The organism is Streptosporangium sp. NPDC023825 (assembly GCF_040639575.1).
Classification (GTDB): Bacteria; Actinomycetota; Actinomycetes; order Streptosporangiales; family Streptosporangiaceae; genus Streptosporangium.
Genome location: NZ_JBFAAE010000026.1, coordinates 74,542 through 91,918, shown reverse-complemented (window position 1 = coordinate 91,918; position 17,377 = coordinate 74,542). Strand labels below are relative to the sequence as shown.

Here is a 17,377-nt window from a genome sequence, read left to right as displayed (position 1 = left end):
CGGAGGCACCCGATGAAGTTCCACTGGTTCCTGCCCACCGCCGGTGACAGCCGGGTCCTCACCGGGGGCGGCCACGGCCTCGCCAGAGGGCACGGCCGCTCCGGGGCGGCGGCGTTCCGCGCGCCGGACATCGAATATCTCGCGCAGGTCGCCCGCTCCGCCGAGCAGCTCGGCTTCGAGGCGGTCCTCACCCCGACCGGCACCTGGTGCGAGGACGCCTGGCTGGTCACCGCCGCGCTGACCCGCGAGACCGAACGGCTGAAGTTTCTCGTCGCGTTCCGGCCGGGCTTCATGTCCCCGACACTGGCCGCGCAGATGGCCGCCACCTACCAGCGGCTCTCGCGCGGCAGGCTCCTGCTCAACGTGGTGACCGGCGGGGAGACCGCCGAGCAGGCCAGGTTCGGCGACCACCTGTCCAAGGACGAACGCTACGAACGCACCGACGAGTTCCTGTCGATCGTGCGCGGCGCCTGGAGCGGCACCCCGTACGACTTCGACGGCACGCACTACCGCGTCGACGGCGCGATGGTGTCCGAGACGCCCGATCCCGTGCCGGAGATCTACTTCGGCGGTTCCTCGCAGGCGGCGGGACCGGTCGCGGCCAGGCACGTGGACGTCTACCTCACCTGGGGCGAGCCCCCGGAGCAGGTGGCGAGGAAGATCGAGTGGGTTCGTGAGCTGGCCGAGGAGCAGGGGCGCAAGCTCCGCTTCGGCATCCGGCTGCACGTGATCACCCGCGACACCGAGCGCGACGCCTGGGCGGAGGCGGAGCGGTTGCTGGCCGCCATCGACCCGGCCGACATCGTCTCGGCCAGGAAGCTGCTGGGCCGCAGCGAGTCGGTCGGACAGAAGCGCATGCTGGAGCTGCACGAGGGCTTCGCCGGTGGCACCGCCCGCGACCTGGAGATCCACCCGAACCTCTGGGCCGGGGTCGGCCTCGTCAGGGGCGGCGCCGGGACCGCGCTGGTCGGCAGCCACTCCCAGGTCGCCGAGCGGATCGAGGAGTACGCCTCGCTCGGCATCGAGGAGTTCGTCCTGTCCGGCTACCCCCACCTGGAGGAGTCGTACTGGTTCGGCGAGAACGTGCTTCCCAGCCTCGCCGCCGCGCCCGCCCCGAGGTGAGGGTGGTCGTGGCGGCGAGCCGTCCGCCGGGCGTCAGCGGTGGAGCCTGAGCAGGTCGCACAGGAGCGGGGTGAGCAGGCCCGCGGCGAGGGCCATCGCCCAGCCGATCGGCGGCAGGGGAACCAGGACGAGCAGGGCGCCCAACGCGGGCACCAGGGTGACGAGCGCCTGTAGCGCGGCGGCGGCGATCACCGCGACGAGGACCGCGCGACCGCGCCACCAGCCCTTCTCGAAGGTCCGGCGGCGGGCCCTGGCGACGTAGGCCAGGGTCAGGCGGGCGAAGACCAGGGCGAGCACGGCCTGGGTGCGTACCTGCTCCTCGCTCCAGCCGAGCCGTCTGGCGACCTCCACGGTGGCGAAGACCAGCGCGCCGACGACCAGCGCCCTGGCGGCGATGCGGATGAGGACCGGCCGGGCGAGCAGGCCGTCGCGGCGGGGCCGCAGGGTCAGGGGGTCGCCCGAGGGGCGGTCGACACCGAGGGCGATGGCGGGGATGCCGTCGAGGACCAGGTTGATCCACAGGAGGTGGACCGGAAGCAGGGGAATGATCAGATCCGGCCAGACGAGCAGGCCGACGATGACGAGGAAGATCTCGGCCAGGTTTCCGGCGAGCAGGTAGCCGATCATGGAATGGACGTTGTGACGGAGCCGGCGGCCCTCGCGGATGCCGGTGACGATGGTGCCGAGCTCACCGTTGGTGACGACCACCGCGGCGGCCTCGCGGGCGACGTCGGTGCCCTCGTCCCCGGCCATGGCCACGCCCACGTCGGCGTGGCGCAGGGCGGGGGCGTCGTTGACACCGTCGCCGGTCATGGTGACGACCTCGCCGTGCTCGCGCAGGGCGTGGACCAGATCGAGCTTGGTGGCCGGGTCCACGCGGGCGATCACCCCGGCTTCGCGCAGCCGCAGCGCCCGGTCGGGGCCGCCCAGGGCAGCGCCGGTGATGACGGGATCGGGGTGGATGCCGACCTCCTCGGCGACGGCGCGGGCGGTGTCCGCGTGGTCGCCGGTGACCATGACCACCCGGATGCCCGCGCTCCGGCAGTCGGCCACGGCCTGACCGGCCGAGGGGCGGATCTCGTCGCGCAGCCCAAGCAGCCCGACCGGCCGCAGGCCGTCCGCGTCCAGGTCGGCGGTGTCCTTCTCGGCGACCGCCAGGACTCGCAGCCCTCGCCCGGTGAGCTCCGGCACGGCCCGCTCCAGCCGTTCGGTGTGCCCGCCGGGCAGGCAGCGGGCGAGCACCACTTCGGGTGCGCCCTTGACGGTCAGAAGCGGTCCGTCGGTGACGACGGCCATGGAGCGGGTCTCGGCGTCGAAGGGGTGGGCCGCCAGACGGGTCTCGGCCGGCGCGAGCCGTACCCCGTGGTGTTCCGCCGCGGTCGCGAGCGCCACGTCGACGCCGTCGCCCAGCCCGTCACGGGCGTCGTTGCAGCGCAGCACGGCCCGCCACAGGTCGGCTTCGGGAACCGTCACCTGGTCGACGACGGTGAGCTTTCCCGTGGTCAGCGTGCCGGTCTTGTCAGTGGCGATCACGGTGGTGGCGCCGAGCGCCTCGATCGCCGACAGGCGGCGGACGATGAGGCCGAGCCCGGCCATGCGCTGGGAGCCCAGCGCGCGTGCGGTGGTCACGGCGGCGGCCAGGCTCTCGGGCACGGCCGCGATGGCCAGCGCGACTCCGGCCAGGATGATGTCGAGCAGGGCCGCCTCGCCGCGGACCACCCGGGCGAGGCCCAGGGCGATCATCACCACCCCGGCGAGGATCGCGACGACGCCGATCTTGCGGGACACCTGGGCCAGCTCCACCTCCAGCGGGCCCTTGGTCCGGCCTTCGAGAGCGGCGGCGATACGGCCCATCTCGGTACGGGCACCGGTCCGTTCGACGAGTGCCAGGCCGGAGCCGCGCACCACGAGCGTGCCGGAGAACAGCTCGCCGTCACGGTCGCCCAGCATGACGTCCGGGCCGCAGGCCCCGGTGGCGCTCTTGCCGGCCGAGCGTGACTCGCCGGTGAGCGTCGCCTCGTCCAGGCCGAGCGAGCTGGCCTCGACCACCTTGGCGTCGGCCGGGACCCGATCTCCCGCGGCCACCTCGATGAGGTCACCGGGGACGACCTTCGCGGCCGGGATGCGGCTGGTGACCCCGTCGCGCCGGACCTTGGCCATCGGAGCGGTGAGCGTGCGCAGGGCGCGGACGGCCTGGTCGGCCCTGGCCTCCTGGCTGACGCCGATGACCACGTTCACCAGCAGGATGGCCAGGATCGCCGCCCCCTCGGGAATCTCCCGGAGGACCAGCAGGGTGACCAGACCGGCGATCGCCAGCAGGATCGAGAACGGGTCCGCCAGCTGCCGCACGGCGCGGCCGAGCAGGGTCGGCGAGGGAGGTTGCGGCAGTTCGTTCGCGCCGTGCGCGGCCAGCAGCTGTACGGCCTGCTTCTCGGTGAGCCCGGACGGGGCCTCCATGGCGGTGGTCATGTCTACAGCAGAACAGCCAAGGACCCGAAGGTCTCCGGGCGAAGGACACCTCGGGCGGGGACCTTGGTCCCCGCGCCGTGGGAGTGGGCCGGGGAGGAGCCCGGTTCGCCGCCCTCGTGCGTCGGGCCCGGAACCTGCGGCGCGACGTCTCATGCCTTCCTCGTGCGCGGGCGGCGACGCGATTGTCGCGCCACACCCGGTGGTCCGCCTTGCGCGCGGGCCCGGCGAGGAGGAGTCTCGGCCCATGCCTGACGACCGCCCGTACGACATCGTGCTGTTCGGCGCCACCGGGTTCACCGGAGCGCTCACCGCCGACTATCTCGCGCGCCACGCCGGTCCCTCCGTGCGCTGGGCCCTGGCCGGGCGCAACCGGGCCAGGCTCGAAGCGGTCAGGGAACGGATCGGCCTGCCCGAGCTGCCGCTGCTCCACGCCGACGCGACCGATCCCGCCTCCCTGGCGGAGATCGCGCGGCAGGCCAGGGTCGTCGCGACCACCGTGGGCCCCTTCCTCTCCTACGGCGAGCCGCTCGTGGCCGCCTGCGCCGACGCGGGCACCCACTACGCGGACATCACCGGCGAGTCCGAGTTCGTCGACCGCATGTTCATCCGCCACCACGAGCGGGCCAGGCGGACCGGGGCCAAGCTCGTGCACGCGTGCGGTTTCGACTCGATCCCGCACGACCTCGGCGCCTATTTCACCGTCAAGCATCTGCCCCGGGGAGTGCCGCTGGAGGTCAGCGGGTTCGTCAGGGCCTCCGGCAGCGCGTCGGGCGGTACGGTGCGCTCCGCCGTCATGGTGATCTCCCGCTTCCGGCAGGCGGCCGAGGCCGCGCGTCTCCGGCGCGAACTCGAAGGGCATCCCTGGGCGCGTCCCGCGACCGGGGCCACGGCGGGTTCCGCGCCCGAGGTCCCCGAGGTCACGACCGGGTCCGGGACCGGGGCCACGGCGGGTTCCGCGAGCGGGGTCACGGCCGAGACCGCTGCCGGTTCCGCGACCGGGGTCGCGGTGGGGGCCGCGGTCGGGGCCGTGGCGGCTTCCGAGGGCAGGAAGGCGCGCGGCGGGCCCGGGTCGCTCCGCTACGTCGGGGGCTGGGCCCTGCCGCTGCCCACGCTCGACCCGCGGGTCGTCGCCCGCTCGGCCCGCGCGCTGGAGCGCTACGGCCCCGACTTCACCTACCGCCACCACTACGCGGTCAGGCGACTGCCCGTCGCGCTGGGCCTCGCCGCGGGGGCGGGGGCGCTCGCCCTGCTGGCCCGGATCCCCCCGGCGCGTTCCCTGCTGCTGCGACGCTTCGCCCCCGGTGACGGTCCCGGCGCCGAGCAGCGGGCCAGGAGCTGGTTCAAGGTGACCTTCCTCGGCCAGGGGGGCGGGGCACGCGTCGTCACCGAGGTCGCGGGCGGAGACCCCGGTTACGGCGAGACCGCCAAGATGCTCGGCGAGTCGGCGCTCTGCCTGGCGACCGACGACCTGCCCGACGTCTCGGGCCAGGTCACCACCGCCGTGGCGATGGGCGACGCGCTCATCGACCGGCTCCGGCGGGCGGGCATCACGTTCACGGTGCTGAGCGACTCGCGGAAGTAGGCGCCGGCCGCGCAGCGCCTTGCCCGCGATCCGTTCGGTCTCGCCGTCACCGCCGTAGACGTCGGCGGTGCCGATGAAGTTGACGCCGGCGTCGAGGGACCGGTGGACGATGGTGACGCAGTCGTCGGGATCGGGGTTGCCGAACGGGCCGAACATCATGGTGCCGAGGCGGTAGGGACTGACCTCGACGCCGGTACGGCCGAGGGGGCGAGTGCGCATGATCTGTTTCTTCGGAAGGCGGAGGGCCGGGTGGTCCGGGGCGGCCCGGGAAGGCCGCCCCGGACCTGGGGGAGCGCGTCGGTGGTCAGCCGGCGTACGGGGCGGCGACGTCGAGGATCCAGGTGACGCCGAAGCGGTCGGTCAGCATCCCGAAGCCCGGGGCCCACTGCGACGGGCCGTACTTCTCGATGACGTCGGCGCCGTCGGCGAGCCTGTCCCACAGCGCGCCGACCTCCTCGACGGTTTCGCCGCGGACGGACACGAAGAACCGCTCGCCGGTCAGCGTCATGCCGTGCTCGCGAGTGGTGGCGGCGGGCGCGGCGGCGGACGGTGCCCGGCCGGGCACGTCGTAGGCCATGACGCTGAAGCCGCTGTCGGCCGTGACCTGGCCGAAGACGATCTTGTCGGCGTCGGGCAGGTCCTTCGGCATGCCGAGGTCGCCGTACGCGACGGTGGTGAGGTGGCCGCCGAACACGGTCTGGTAGAACTCCAGCGCCGCGCGGGCGTCACCGCGGAAGTTCAGGTGGGTGGTGGTGGAGATGGCCATGCTGGTGACTCCTCGGTGGTTTTCCGGGCGCGGTACGCCCGATATGGGGTGGTAGATCTCGTTTGCGAGAGTCAGGGGAAGAGGTTCGTCCGGGCCGCGTTGGCTGACCGGCTCGAGACGAAGATTCGCAGGGGTAGGTGACAGGGTGTGGCACCTACTGCGGGCAGAATCAGGTTCGTGCCGAAAACCTCTGCCCGGCTGCTGGCCCTGCTGTCGCTGCTGCAGACCCGCCGGGACTGGCCCGGCACGGTGCTGGCCGATCGCCTGGACGTCAGCCTGCGCACCGTGCGCCGCGACGTCGACCGGCTCCGCGAGCTCGGCTACCCCGTCGCCGCCGTCAAAGGCCCTGACGGCGGCTACCGGCTCGGCGCCGGCACCGAACTGCCCCCGCTGCTGTTCGACGACGAGCAGGCCGTCGCCCTCACCGTCGCCCTGCGGATCGCCGCCACCACCCCCGGCAACGGCCTCGCCGAACCCGCAGAACGGGCACTGAACACCATCCGGCAGGTCATGCCCTCCCGGCTCCGGCATCGCGTCGACGCGCTGCGCGTCACCGCCGTCGAACGACCCGTCACCCGGCCGGCCACCCCGGTCGACGGCGACGTGCTCCTGACCGTCAGCGCCGCCGTCCACGCCCGCGAGATCCTGCGCTTCGACTACGGTGCCGAGGCCGCGGGCGAACCCCCGCGCCGCGTCGAACCCCACCACGTCATCACCTTGGACGGACGCTGGTACCTCATCGCCTGGGACCTCGACCGCGACGACTGGCGCACCTTCCGCGCCGACCGGATCACCCCGCGCACTCCCAACGGGCCCCGGTTCACTCCACGCGTACTGCCCGGAGGAGACGCCGCCACCTTCGTCACCGGCACGTTCCGCGGCTCCGGCGGCGCCTCGGGCGACTGGCCCTGCCGGGGCACGGTGATCCTCGACCTGCCCGCCGCCACCGTGGCCCTCTACACCCGCGACGGGCTCGTCGAGGAGGCCGGCCCCCACCGCTGCCGGCTCACCCTCGGATCCTGGTCCTGGCCCAGCCTCGCCGCCGCGATCGCCCGCTACGACGCCGACATCGAGGTCATCGGCCCCGGCGAACTCGCCGACGCCTTCGAACACCTCGCCCGCCGATTCACCAGGACCGCGGCCGGCCACGGCATCACATCACCGGCGTCCTGAGCCGGCCCTCCGCTCCCGGACGTGTCCCCGGCCGTCAGGCACGGGAACGGCCGTGCGGCCCGTGCGCGCGGGCAGGCGAGGCGGCCGGCCGAAATCTTCGGGCTGCCCCGCCCGGCCGTTCCCGACCAGAGGTGAACCACCGGTGTGTACCAGTAGTACACTCCAGGCATGCGAGTCGTCGTCAAGACCGTGGGCACCGTCCTCGCCGCGATCCTCCTCGGCTACCCGCTCTGGGCACCGGAGTGGGGGCCGGGGATCCTGGGCGAGATCAGGGCACTGGGAACGCCCGGCGGGCCGATCGCCCTGGCCGTCTTCCTCGGCCTCGTCGCGCTGTACTGCCGGGCCCTCCAGCGGACGATGACGCTCGTACGGCCCGAGGCCAGGACCGCCTCTCCCGCGTCGGTCTGGTGGATGTTCGCGATTCCCTACAACTTCACCGAGGACTTCTTCATCGTGCGGGCCGTCTCCGCCTCGGTGGCCGCCTCGGCGACCACCTCGCCGACCGCCGGCGCGCGCGTGCCGGGCGGATTCATCCGGTGGTGGACGGCGCTCGGATACGGCTGGTGCGCTTTCCAGATCCTGTCGCTCCTCCCCGGAACGGCCGGATACGCCGGCGGAGCGATCGCCCTCCCGCTGTGGGCCGCACACTGGATCATGACGGGCCGGGTCAATCGCAGGCTCTCCGCCCGGCAGCCGGCCGCCCCGCTGACAGCAAGCCTTTAGGGAACCCGTGCCGCTTCCACGCTTCGACCGGCTGCCGGCTGACGCGCGAGCCTCCATCCTCACCGTCGCCCGCGCCCACTTCGCGCGCGACGGCAAGGACGCCGCGTCCTTCAACCAGATCATCGCCGAGGCCGGCATCTCCAAGACCTCCGCCTACCACTACTTCGACGGCAAGGACGACCTCTTCGGCGCCGTGGTCGCCGACGCCGGCACCCGGACGCTCACCGCCCTCGGCCCCTGGGCCGACGTGACGTCAGGGGACGAGCTGTGGGAGCAGGTGGCGGCGGGCACGGCGCGGCTGGTGGCACACCTGCGCGAGCACCCGGACGACCGGGCCGTACTCGCCCGGCAGCCCTACCTCGCCCGCGACGGCCGTTCCTGGATCCACAGGCTCGTCGCGAACGGCCTGCGCATCGGCCTGATCGATCCGTTCCCGAACGCCGAGCTGATCACCGTGGCGACGCTCGGCGTCTTCGACGCGCTCGACGCGTGGGCGCTCGACCACCCGGGCGAGCCCGGCGACTCCGTCGCGGGCACGCTCACCCTGTTCCTCGCCCGGCTCTGGAACGCCGTCCCCGAAGGCGAGGACTCCAGGGCGTAGACCGCGCCGGCCATGTGCCGATCGTGCACCGCGCAGGGACCGCCGGAGGCCGGTTTTCCTGGAGGCCGGTGACCTGTTTTCCTGGAGGGCGGTGACCTGCGCAGATCGGCTCACCTCGGGGCTGGGGGCACGTCCGGGGGAAGGACGTCCGGTCCGAGGCACCCGGTCACGGTGAGGGCCGATGGCGCCTGCGGTAGGCGCGTTGCCGGCAGGCCCGCGAGCAGTAGGCGCGGGGGCGGCCCGCCTCCGCCCGTTCCATGCTCGTTCCGCACATCACACATGAGGCATTTTCGTCACGCTTTATGTCACGCTCGCGGACCAGTGCCTCGATGCCGTCCAGTACGCGCCGCAGGCCGAACTCGAAGGAGTCCTCCGGCTCGTCGTAGCCGCCCGCCTCCCAGACGTGGGTCAGCGTGGGGTAGAGGTGGAGCTTCTCGTACAGGGAGTCCCTGGCGCCCCACCACTCCTCCTCGGAGACCCCGGTGTGCCGCTCGACCTTGGCGATCTCCGCGACCCTGGCCGCCTCGCTGTCCACGAACCGGCCGACGAGGCCCACCACGGCGACCATCTCGGAGGGTTTCAGGCCGGTCCCCGCCACGGTGCTGAGCGCGTACTCGAAGTGGGCGACGGAGTTCGGGCCCGGGACGTACCGGGTGCCGCGCACCCCGGCCAGCCAGGGGTGGCGGCGGCACAGGGCCCAGCCGCGACGCGCCCACCCCTCGAGCGCCTCGCGCCACCCGTGCGGCGTGCCCGCCGCCACGCCGCCGCCCGCCCCGCCCCTCGCGGCGTCGTCCGCCGCGTCCGTCACCGCGTCGTCCGCCCCGGTGCCTGCCGCGGTACCTGCGGCGGTGTCCGCCGTGACGTCGCCCGTCACGGCGTCGCACATCAGGTCGACGAGCTGCGCCTTGCCCGGTACGTGCCGGTACAGCGACATGCTGGTGAAGCCGAGCCGTTCGCCGACCCGGCGCATGGACAGCCCCTCGATCCCGTCGGCGTCGGCGATCTCGATGGCGGCGCGCACGATCGCGTCGACGCTCAGCCCCTGTCTCGGCGCGGCGTCCCGCGGCTCCCGCCACAGCAGCTCGACCGTCCGGTCCGGATCCTCCCCGTCGGCCACCCGTCCTCCTTCGGCTTGACGCTTGGCCTCGATATCTGTTTATGTTGTATATCATTGTTTACATCATAAACTGGGAGTGCTCTTGAGCGAGCTCTACGTGTCCCCCTCCGGTGACGACGCCTGGCCCGGCACCCGCGAACGCCCCTTCGCCACCCTCGCCCACGCCCGTGACCTGGCCCGCGGGGCGGGCGGCGTGGTCAACCTGCTGGCGGGCACCCACCGGCTCGCCGAAACCCTCCGGCTCACCGAGGCCGACTCCGGCGTGACCTACCGGGCCGTGGGCGAGGCCGTCGTCAGCGGCGGCCGGAGGATCACCGGCTGGCGGGAGCGGGACGGCGTCTGGCTGGCCGAGGTCGGCGACCTCGACACCCGCCAGCTCCACGTCGACGGCCGCAGGGCCGAGCGGGCCTCGATCGACGCCGTTCCCGGGAACGCCACCAGAACCGGCACGGGTTACGTCACGGACAGCACCGCCCCGCAGAGCTGGGGCAACCCCGGTGACGTCGAGTTCGTCCTGCGCGGCGTCTACCCGTGGACGGAGGCCCGCCTCGGCGTCGCCGCCGTCGAGGGTGACGGGCACTCGACCACCATCACCATGGCCCAGCCCGCCTTCGGCTGGGCGATCGAGCTCTACAACTCGGTGGTGCCCTGGGAGGGCGGCGGCGAGTCCTACGGTCCCGGTCTGCCGACCCGGGTGGAGAACGGCGCGGGCTTCCTGACCGAGCCGGGCACCTTCGTCCTCGACAGGTCCCGCCCCGGCCGTCACGTCCTGCGCTACCTGCCGCGCCCCGGCGAGGACCCCGGGCGGACGGAGGTCGTCGCGCCCGTGCTGGAGGAACTGGTCACGGTCACCGGCGCCCGCGACGTCGCCTTCCTGGGCATCACCTTCGCCGACGCCACCTGGACGCGGCCGAGCCGTCCCGAGGGCTTCCTGCACTACCACGGCACCGGTTACTACGACGGCGGCCCCATCGAGAAGGTGTCGTTCGCCGAGGGGGCGTGGGTGACGGTGCCCGGGGAGTCGCTGACGATCCCCGCGAACGTCGTGTTCGAGGGCACCGAGCGGGTCGCGATCGAAGGCTGCCGCTTCACCCGGCTGGGCGCAACGGCACTGCGGTTCTCCGGCGGCAGCGCCGAGGTCCTGGTGCGGGGCAACGTGTTCGAGGACGTCTGCGGCGGCGGGATCTCGATCGGCGAGAGCCGTGGCGTCACGGTCGAGAACAACTGGATCCACGACATCGGCCTGGAGTACTCCGGCTCGCCCGGCATCGCGGTGACCGCGAGCGAGGGCTCCACGGTCGCGCACAACCAGGTGAACGACGTCCCGCACTGCGGCATCGTGCTGGGCCCCGGCAAGGGCACCCGGGTCCTGCGCAACCTCACCTTCAACACCCTCAAGGTCCTCGCCGACGGCGGCGGCATCTACCTGTCGGGCCCGCAGGGCGACTCCCACGACAACGGCGCGACGATCCTCGGCAACGTCGTGCGCGACACGCTCACGCCGTACAACTTCGGGCTCTACACCGACTACGGCGCCGCCTGGGTCACCGTCGAGGGCAACGCCGTACAGCGCGCCGACAACACCGCCGTCCTGCGGGTCTGGCCGCCCCTGGAGAACGTCGTCCTCCGCGGCAACCTCTGGGACGCCGACCCGGTGGGCTGGGACGACCCGCCGGAGGGCGTCACCCTGGAGGGCAACGCGACGGTGGCCGACGAGGAGGACTTCGCGGCCCGTACGGCGGGCATCGCCGCGCGGGCGGGCCTGGAGCCCGGCTACGCCCACCTGCTCGGCCGCTGACCGCCGGACCCTCCGTCCTTGAAACCCGTCGCCGCGGGACGAACGCCCCGGTTCTCTTGGAGAAGCCTTGGGACCCGTATGAGCGTGAGGGCGACCGGCGCGCGGTAGGAGACGGGGTAGTCCCGGCGCCCGTACGCGGGCACGGGCCGCGTCACGTCCGGCCGCGACCATCGGCGGCCGTGACAGGGCGCGGCGCGAGGCGGGCCGACGTCCCGGACGCCAACCGGGACACGCCGGCGTCGCCACCGGGCGAGACCGGCAAACCAATGGGCGACAGGCCCCGGCGAGGCTCGCAGAGCCCGGGACCGGCCCGAGCCCTAGGAGAGTTCAGCCATGCAAATGCCCGCGGTCAACGAGTGCCAGGTCGAGGCGTGCGCCTACAACACGGCGCACACCTGCCACGCCCTGGCCATCACGGTCGGCAACAGCAGTCACGCGGAGTGCGAGACCTTCTTCAAGGTCGACACGAAGGGCGGTGACCCGTCCGCCACCGGTCACGTCGGCGCCTGCAAGATGTCCAAGTGCCAGCACAACGTCCAGTACGAGTGCCAGGCCTCCGGCATCGTCGTCGGCTACGCGCAGAACGACATCGACTGCCTCACGTACGCGCCCGCCTGACACCGGGTGACCCGGGTGACCCGGGTCAGGGCGTCACACCTTCGGGGAGCCGCGGGAGGCCGGCGACGGCCCCGGGCTCCGGGCCGTGCGGCCCCGGCGGAGGCGGTCGCTTCGCGCGGCCGCGGGACCACGACGGTCCAGGGCCTCGTAGTCAGGGCGGCCGCCGGCCGCCCTGACGTCTTGGAGGGTCCCGGTCAGCGCCCTGGAGATTCTCGGTCACGGGACGGCGGCCGCCGAGGCGGGCGGGCACAGCGGTGAGGGCCGCCACCACGAGCACGGTCGCCGGTACCAGGGCGAGAAGCTGCCAGGGCGAGGGAAGCGCGGCCCTGTGGCCGTCGCCGCCGGTGATCGCGTTTATCGTGGCGAACAGTGCGAGGCCTCCCGGGAAGACGCCCAGGACGGCGCCGGCGAACGCGGGCAGCGTCTGTGCGGCCGCCAGTGCCGCACTCACTTCGCGAGGGGTCGCGCCGAGGGCGCGCGCCAGCGCCGACGAGTGCCGGTTGTCGAGCACCGTCGCCCAGGTGATGACGATGGCGTTGACCGCCGCCAGGGAGAGCAGCGTGACCGTCCAGGCGAGGAGCACCTGGCGCAGCACCTCCACCTGAGCGTCGCCGTATCCGCCGGTGAGCGACTGGGTGTCGAGGAAGGCGTTGAGCACCAGCAGGACGTAGGTCCCGCTGACCGTGATCGCGATGCTGACCGCCCCCAGTACGACCCGTCGCGGCCGGCGGGCTCGGGCGCCACGGCTTCCCGGATTCAGGAGCGGGCGGGTGATCCGCCGGGTGGGGCAGGAGGGCCGGGCAGCCCCTCAGGACCGCGCCGCCCGGCGGGAGGCGACCACGTCGACGACGGCCACGACCAGCGCGACCAGCACGAAGGCGATGGTGACCAGCAGCGAGTGCCGGAACGCCGTCGCGTAGTCGCCGTGCGAGGAGGCGACCTCGGCGAAGAACACCGAGCCGATCGCCGCGATGCCCACGGCGGTGCCGATGCGCTGTCCCGTCTGGAGCACGCCCCCCGCGGAGCCCGCCCCGGCGACCGGCACCTCGGACAGGGTCAGCGTCTGGTTCGGGGAGATCACCAGGCCGCTGCCCAGGCCGGCGAGGAGCAGCGGCACCGCGACGGCCCAGGCCACGTGCGCGCCGGGGACCAGCCGCACGGCGAGCGCCGTGACGGCGAGGGAGACCGCGACCAGCACCAGCCCGGCCACCACCAGGGGGCGGCCCAGCCGGGTGACGATCCGGCCGCCGAACAGGGACGTCACGGCCGAACCCGCCGCGAACGGCGTGGTCGCCAGCCCCGCCTCCAGGGGCGAGTAGCCCAGGCCGTTCTGCAGGTACAGGGTGAGGACGAAGAAGATCGCGGTGAAGCCCGCGAAGTAGAGCGCCCCGACCAGGGCGCCGAGCGCGTACGAGCGCCTGCGGAACAGGGACAGGTCGACCACCGGCTGGTGGCGCCGCCCGTACCGGCGCTCCCAGGCCGCGAAGACGACGAGCACGACGAGCCCGCCGAGCAGGGACGGCCACCTCGCCGAGGCCTCCCACTCGTGCCCCTCGACGAGCGGCAGGAGCACCAGCACGACGCCGGCGGCGAGCAGCAGCACGCCCACCGGGTCCATGGACTCCCGCGGCCGCGACTCCTTCGCGGCGGGCCGGATGTAGCGGTACGCCAGGACCACGGCCAGGACGCCGATCGGCACGTTGACGTAGAAGACGAGGCGCCACCCGTCGGTGCCGCCGCCGAGGTTGATGAGCAACCCGCCGAGCAGCGGGCCGATCGCGGTCGAGATGCCGATCACGGTGCCCAGCATCCCGAACGCCCTGCCGCGCTCCGCCCCCCGGAAGAGCTGCTGGATCAGCCCGCTGACCTGCGGATTGATCACTCCGCCCGCCAGTCCCTGCACGAGTCTCGCGACGACCAGCAGGACCGGGTCCCCGGCGACCCCGGCCGCCGCGCTGGCGAGGGTGAACAGCACGACGCCGAAGACGAACGCGTTGCGCCGGCCGTACATGTCGCCGAACCGCCCGGCGGGGACCAGCACCAGCCCGAAGGTGAGCGCGTACCCCGACACCACCCACTGCAGGGCGCTCTGCGGGGCGTCCAGCCCGGCGCGGATGGCGGGCAGCGCGACGTTGACGATGCTGACGTCCAGCAGGGTCATGAAACCGGCGACGAGGCAGACGCTCAGCGCCTTCCAGCGGCGCGGATCCACCCCCTCCTGATCCTGGGTGGACGTCACCCCGCCCGGCCCGGTGCTCATCCGGCCGCGTGGGGGAGCGGTGCCCCGGCCCGTGATCGGCTGAGGATCGTCATGACCGCCCCGTTCCCCGTCTCCGGTCGACCTCTCCACGTTTCAGCAGCGCATACGTACCCTTTCCGACTTCCGAATCACTTCACGTGAGAAGTGCGGCGGGAGGCCCCATCGCCGCCCGCCGCACCGGTCCGTCCGGGCATGGCCTTACATCGACCGGTGAACTCTCCGGCCGGTGAATCCCCCGGCCAGTGAATCCCCCGGACGGCGGGGTCACCGTCGGCGCGGGAGGGCGCCCGGATCGCCCGGTGTCACGGGCACGACACCTCGCCGCTGGTGGCCGGGACGTTCACCGCGCTCCAGGCGGCCTTGACCGCGTTGACCTCGACGCAGCCGCTCGGGAAGAGCGACTTGGCGGCGGCCACGGTGGCCCTCCGCGCCTTCGCGTGCGTCCACGGGGTGGTCTTGGTGTTCAGGCCGGCCATGTAGATGCGGCCGGCCTTCTGGATGCCGATGCCCGCCAGGCTCGTCGGGCCCGAGCAGACGGAGCTGGACGGCTTGCCCACCGGGTTGGTGCCCTCGGAGAGCAGGTAGAACCAGTGGTTCTGCGGCCCGGCCGCCGCGTGCACCGGGGTGGAGGGGATGGAGGAGCTGTAGCAGTTCGGGTGACCCTTGGCCGAGGGGTTGTACATGTTGCGGATCTCGCCCGCGCCGGTCAGGTTGACCTCCTCGCCCACCAGGTAGTCCGGCGGGTCGAGGGTGGCGGGCTGGTTGGCGTAGTGCTCGGTCAGCGCGCCGAAGATGTCACCGGTCGACTCGTTCAGGCCGCCGGACTCGTTGCCGCTGCCCCCGCCGCCGCTGCCGGAGGTCTGGAAGATGGCGTGACCGTACTCGTGGCCCACCACGTCCATCGGGGTGGCCTGCCTGGTGTTCGCGCTGTTGCGCCCGAAGCTGGTGTAGCTGCCGTTCCAGTAGGCGTTGACGGCGCTCAGGCCGACCCGGGCGGGGTAGGCGCCGCCGGAGCCGTTGAACCCGTTGCGGCCCAGCCAGTTGCGGAGCATGTCCCATTCCTTCTGCGCCGCGTACAACGCGTCGACGCAGGCGGTCTCCAGGCTGGTGCCCGAGCCGTTGCCCCAGGAGTCGTCGCTCCCGGTGTAGGCGGCGCCGTTCTGCCCGCCGCAGCGCAGGCCGGGGCGGGTGGTGTCGGTCATCGAGTACGAGCTGCCCGAGCCCGAGGTCTGGATGGTCACCGGATTGCCGTTGTAGTAACCGTTGCCGGTCCCGGCGCGCACGTCGTCGTAGGATTCGACGATCGATCCGTCCAGGGCGTCCACGAAGACGTGCAGGACGCTGGGGGCCTCGGCGGTGGCGCCGTTGACGACCACCTCCCAGGCCAGCCTGGGCGTCTCGGTGGTCGCGTGCACCACCAGCCTGGGCGCGGCCACGCTCTCCACGACGGGCAGCTGCGCGCGGGCGGTGGCGGCCGCGGCCTCGGCGTCCACCTTGCTCGTGACGTCGATCGTGATCCTGGCCTGCTGGCCCGAGCTCACGGAACCGACGAGCTCTCCGGCCCGGTCGGTGGAGACGATCACGTCACCGCCGTGGACCGGCAGCCCGCGGTAGGTGCGCGTGTAGGTCAGGTACTGCAGGCCGTGGGCGCCGGCGATGTTCCCGGCCAGGGTGAACCTCTCGTTCTGTCCCTTGAGGACGGCCTCCGACCTGGCGGCGAGGGTCGCGTTGGCGGTGGTGACCGCGCGGCTGCGAGCCTCCGCGTCCGGCGGCGCGAACACCGGCGGCTCGGCGGACGTGGTACGGGCTGCGGCGCTGTCCGCCGGGGTGGCGGCGTTCACCGCCGTGGGGGTGGTCATGGCGGCGACGGCCAGTACGGCCACGGCGCCAAGCTTGACCTTCGGATTCACGCGGGGTGACTCCTCTCGGTGTCCCTTGGGGGGTAGGAGGGATGCAAGGAGCCCTAAGAGTCCGGGCTCCATAAAGTTGGCACCGGGAGAGGCGGTTGAGTACCTCGCAAAATTCCATAACGCCGTGATATGGGCCGGCGCAGGCCCTTGGGCGGCGCGCCGGCCTGCGCGGGAGCGTCGCACTCCGTCGCGGCCCGAGGAACCGCGACCCGAGGAACCGCGGCCCGCGTCGGGAACGCGTCAGGACCGTGTGGCGGACGTCGCCGTGGACCGGTATCGCGAGGGCGCGACCCCGTAGCGGCCGACGAACGCCTGGCGCAGGGCCTCGGCCGTCCCGAACCCGCAGCGGAGCGCCACGCCGGTCATCGGCAGGGAGGTCGAGGTCAGGAGGTGCGCGGCGGCCTCGGTGCGGGCCTGCCGCACGAACCGTCCCGGTGCCTGCCCGAGGTGTTCCAGGAACAGCCGGGTCAGATGCCGCTCGCTCACGCCCGCGCCGCGCGCCAGCGTGCCCGTGGTCAGGTCGGCGTCCAGGTGCCCGGTGACGTACTCGACGACCTTTCTGACCAGGCCGTTCTCGGGTGAGGGCGAGGCGGTGAACATGCTCATCTGCGCCTGGTTGCCGGGGCGCTGAAGGTAGGTCACCAGGGCGCGCGCCACTCGTCGCGCCAGCTCGGCGCCGTGATCCTCCTCGACGAGGGCGAGGGTGAGGTCCAGGGCGCTGGTGACCCCGGCCGCCGTGTAGGTGTTCCCGTCACGCACGAAGATCGGAGCGGGATCGACGGAGACCTCCGGGTGGCGGTCGGCGAGGACCTTCGCCGACCGCCAGTGGGTGGTGGCACGCCGCCCGTCGAGCAGGCCCGCGGCGGCCAGCACGGCGGCACCCGTGCACACCGACGCGACGCGGCGGCTCTCGCGCGCCAGGCGGCGGACGTGACCGAGGATCGACCGGTCGCCGGCCGCCGCCTCGTGCCCGATGCCTCCCGACACGACGAGCGTGTCGAGCGGCCCGATGACCCGTTCGAGCGCCTCCTGGGCCTGGAGCGTCAGGCCGGTGCCGCAGACGACGGGATTTCCCCCGGGGGTGGCCAGGCGCACGCGGTAGGCGGGAGCGGCACCCTGCAGGTTCGCGTTCTCCAGGGTCGTGGTCACGCAGGCGATGTCGAGCAGCTCCGCCGCGTCGTACCCGATGACGGCGACGCGGCGTTCGATCACGAGGCGACCCTATGCCAGAAAGGACA

The 17,377-nt window shown here is 73.0% G+C and carries 14 protein-coding genes and 1 pseudogene; 7 read left to right on the top strand and 8 right to left on the bottom strand.

Annotated elements, in window-relative coordinates:
• The first annotated feature begins 12 nt into the window (after nt 1-12).
• Nucleotides 13-1,122, top strand: a complete 1,110-nt coding sequence (locus AB0G15_RS23060) for an LLM class flavin-dependent oxidoreductase (protein WP_362843120.1) — start codon at nt 13-15, stop codon at nt 1,120-1,122.
• Nucleotides 1,123-1,155: 33 nt separating this feature from the next.
• Here AB0G15_RS23060 and AB0G15_RS23055 read toward each other — a convergent pair whose 3' ends face one another.
• Nucleotides 1,156-3,591, bottom strand: coding sequence for a cation-transporting P-type ATPase (locus AB0G15_RS23055; protein ID WP_362843117.1), 2,436 nt, complete (start codon nt 3,589-3,591; stop codon nt 1,156-1,158).
• A 244-nt stretch (nt 3,592-3,835) separates the two neighbouring features.
• On the opposite strand from AB0G15_RS23055, the gene AB0G15_RS23050 reads away from it, so the two are divergent.
• Nucleotides 3,836-5,173, top strand: coding sequence for a saccharopine dehydrogenase NADP-binding domain-containing protein (locus AB0G15_RS23050; RefSeq protein WP_362843115.1), 1,338 nt, complete (start codon nt 3,836-3,838; stop codon nt 5,171-5,173).
• 18 nt (nt 5,174-5,191) lie between these two features.
• Here the strand turns inward: AB0G15_RS23050 and AB0G15_RS23045 are convergent.
• Together AB0G15_RS23045 and AB0G15_RS23040 are read right to left on the bottom strand one after the other, a co-directional pair.
• Nucleotides 5,192-5,329 (bottom strand): annotated as a pseudogene (locus AB0G15_RS23045) (aldo/keto reductase); the annotation flags it as partial.
• A 148-nt stretch (nt 5,330-5,477) separates the two neighbouring features.
• Nucleotides 5,478-5,939 carry a VOC family protein gene (locus AB0G15_RS23040; protein WP_362843112.1) on the bottom strand — a complete coding sequence of 154 codons (462 nt, stop codon included), beginning with the start codon at nt 5,937-5,939 and terminating at the stop codon, nt 5,478-5,480.
• A gap of 177 nt (nt 5,940-6,116) precedes the next feature.
• Between AB0G15_RS23040 and AB0G15_RS23035 the strand changes: the two genes are divergently transcribed.
• The 3 genes from AB0G15_RS23035 (at nt 6,117) to AB0G15_RS23025 (ending at nt 8,436) form a co-directional block, all read left to right on the top strand.
• Nucleotides 6,117-7,112, top strand: a complete 996-nt coding sequence (locus tag AB0G15_RS23035) for a WYL domain-containing protein (protein WP_362843110.1) — start codon at nt 6,117-6,119, stop codon at nt 7,110-7,112.
• Between the two features lie 168 nt (nt 7,113-7,280).
• Nucleotides 7,281-7,835, top strand: a complete 555-nt coding sequence (locus tag AB0G15_RS23030; protein ID WP_362843107.1) for a hypothetical protein — start codon at nt 7,281-7,283, stop codon at nt 7,833-7,835.
• A gap of 7 nt (nt 7,836-7,842) precedes the next feature.
• A complete protein-coding gene (locus tag AB0G15_RS23025; protein WP_362843104.1) occupies nt 7,843-8,436 on the top strand; it encodes a TetR/AcrR family transcriptional regulator in 594 nt (197 codons plus the stop codon).
• A 166-nt stretch (nt 8,437-8,602) separates the two neighbouring features.
• On the opposite strand, the gene AB0G15_RS23020 is transcribed toward AB0G15_RS23025, so the two are convergent.
• Nucleotides 8,603-9,553 (bottom strand): TetR/AcrR family transcriptional regulator, encoded by a 951-nt coding sequence (locus AB0G15_RS23020; RefSeq protein ID WP_362843102.1) that lies wholly within the window; start codon nt 9,551-9,553, stop codon nt 8,603-8,605.
• An 82-nt stretch (nt 9,554-9,635) separates the two neighbouring features.
• Here AB0G15_RS23020 and AB0G15_RS23015 point away from each other — a divergent pair, with 82 nt between their 5' ends.
• The gene (locus AB0G15_RS23015) at nt 9,636-11,351 is read left to right on the top strand and encodes a right-handed parallel beta-helix repeat-containing protein (protein ID WP_362843100.1); all 1,716 of its coding nucleotides are present in this window, start codon (nt 9,636-9,638) and stop codon (nt 11,349-11,351) included.
• Nucleotides 11,352-11,684: 333 nt separating this feature from the next.
• The gene (locus AB0G15_RS23010) at nt 11,685-11,969 is read left to right on the top strand and encodes a DUF1540 domain-containing protein (protein ID WP_362686516.1); all 285 of its coding nucleotides are present in this window, start codon (nt 11,685-11,687) and stop codon (nt 11,967-11,969) included.
• A 151-nt stretch (nt 11,970-12,120) separates the two neighbouring features.
• Here AB0G15_RS23010 and AB0G15_RS23005 read toward each other — a convergent pair whose 3' ends face one another.
• From AB0G15_RS23005 to AB0G15_RS22990, 4 genes are all read right to left on the bottom strand, one after another.
• Nucleotides 12,121-12,627: an FtsX-like permease family protein gene (locus tag AB0G15_RS23005; protein ID WP_362843097.1), complete on the bottom strand. Its 507-nt coding sequence runs from the start codon at nt 12,625-12,627 to the stop codon at nt 12,121-12,123.
• Between the two features lie 150 nt (nt 12,628-12,777).
• Nucleotides 12,778-14,229, bottom strand: coding sequence for an MFS transporter (locus tag AB0G15_RS23000; protein WP_362843095.1), 1,452 nt, complete (start codon nt 14,227-14,229; stop codon nt 12,778-12,780).
• A gap of 302 nt (nt 14,230-14,531) precedes the next feature.
• Nucleotides 14,532-16,139 carry a M4 family metallopeptidase gene (locus AB0G15_RS22995; RefSeq protein ID WP_362843092.1) on the bottom strand — a complete coding sequence of 536 codons (1,608 nt, stop codon included), beginning with the start codon at nt 16,137-16,139 and terminating at the stop codon, nt 14,532-14,534.
• A 240-nt stretch (nt 16,140-16,379) separates the two neighbouring features.
• Nucleotides 16,380-17,351 (bottom strand): DJ-1/PfpI family protein, encoded by a 972-nt coding sequence (locus tag AB0G15_RS22990; protein ID WP_362843090.1) that lies wholly within the window; start codon nt 17,349-17,351, stop codon nt 16,380-16,382.
• Between the last annotated feature and the right edge of the window lie 26 nt (nt 17,352-17,377).

What these genes read in the sequence shown, in the direction of transcription:
- AB0G15_RS23060 (WP_362843120.1), top strand. Translation starts at nt 13, where the DNA reads ATGAAGTTCCACTGGTTCCTGCCCACCGCCGGTGACAGCCGGGTCCTC.
- AB0G15_RS23055 (WP_362843117.1), bottom strand. Translation starts at nt 3,591, where the DNA reads ATGACCACCGCCATGGAGGCCCCGTCCGGGCTCACCGAGAAGCAGGCC.
- AB0G15_RS23050 (WP_362843115.1), top strand. Translation starts at nt 3,836, where the DNA reads ATGCCTGACGACCGCCCGTACGACATCGTGCTGTTCGGCGCCACCGGG.
- AB0G15_RS23040 (WP_362843112.1), bottom strand. Translation starts at nt 5,939, where the DNA reads ATGGCCATCTCCACCACCACCCACCTGAACTTCCGCGGTGACGCCCGC.
- AB0G15_RS23030 (WP_362843107.1), top strand. Translation starts at nt 7,281, where the DNA reads ATGCGAGTCGTCGTCAAGACCGTGGGCACCGTCCTCGCCGCGATCCTC.
- AB0G15_RS23010 (WP_362686516.1), top strand. Translation starts at nt 11,685, where the DNA reads ATGCAAATGCCCGCGGTCAACGAGTGCCAGGTCGAGGCGTGCGCCTAC.
- AB0G15_RS23000 (WP_362843095.1), bottom strand. Translation starts at nt 14,229, where the DNA reads ATGAGCACCGGGCCGGGCGGGGTGACGTCCACCCAGGATCAGGAGGGG.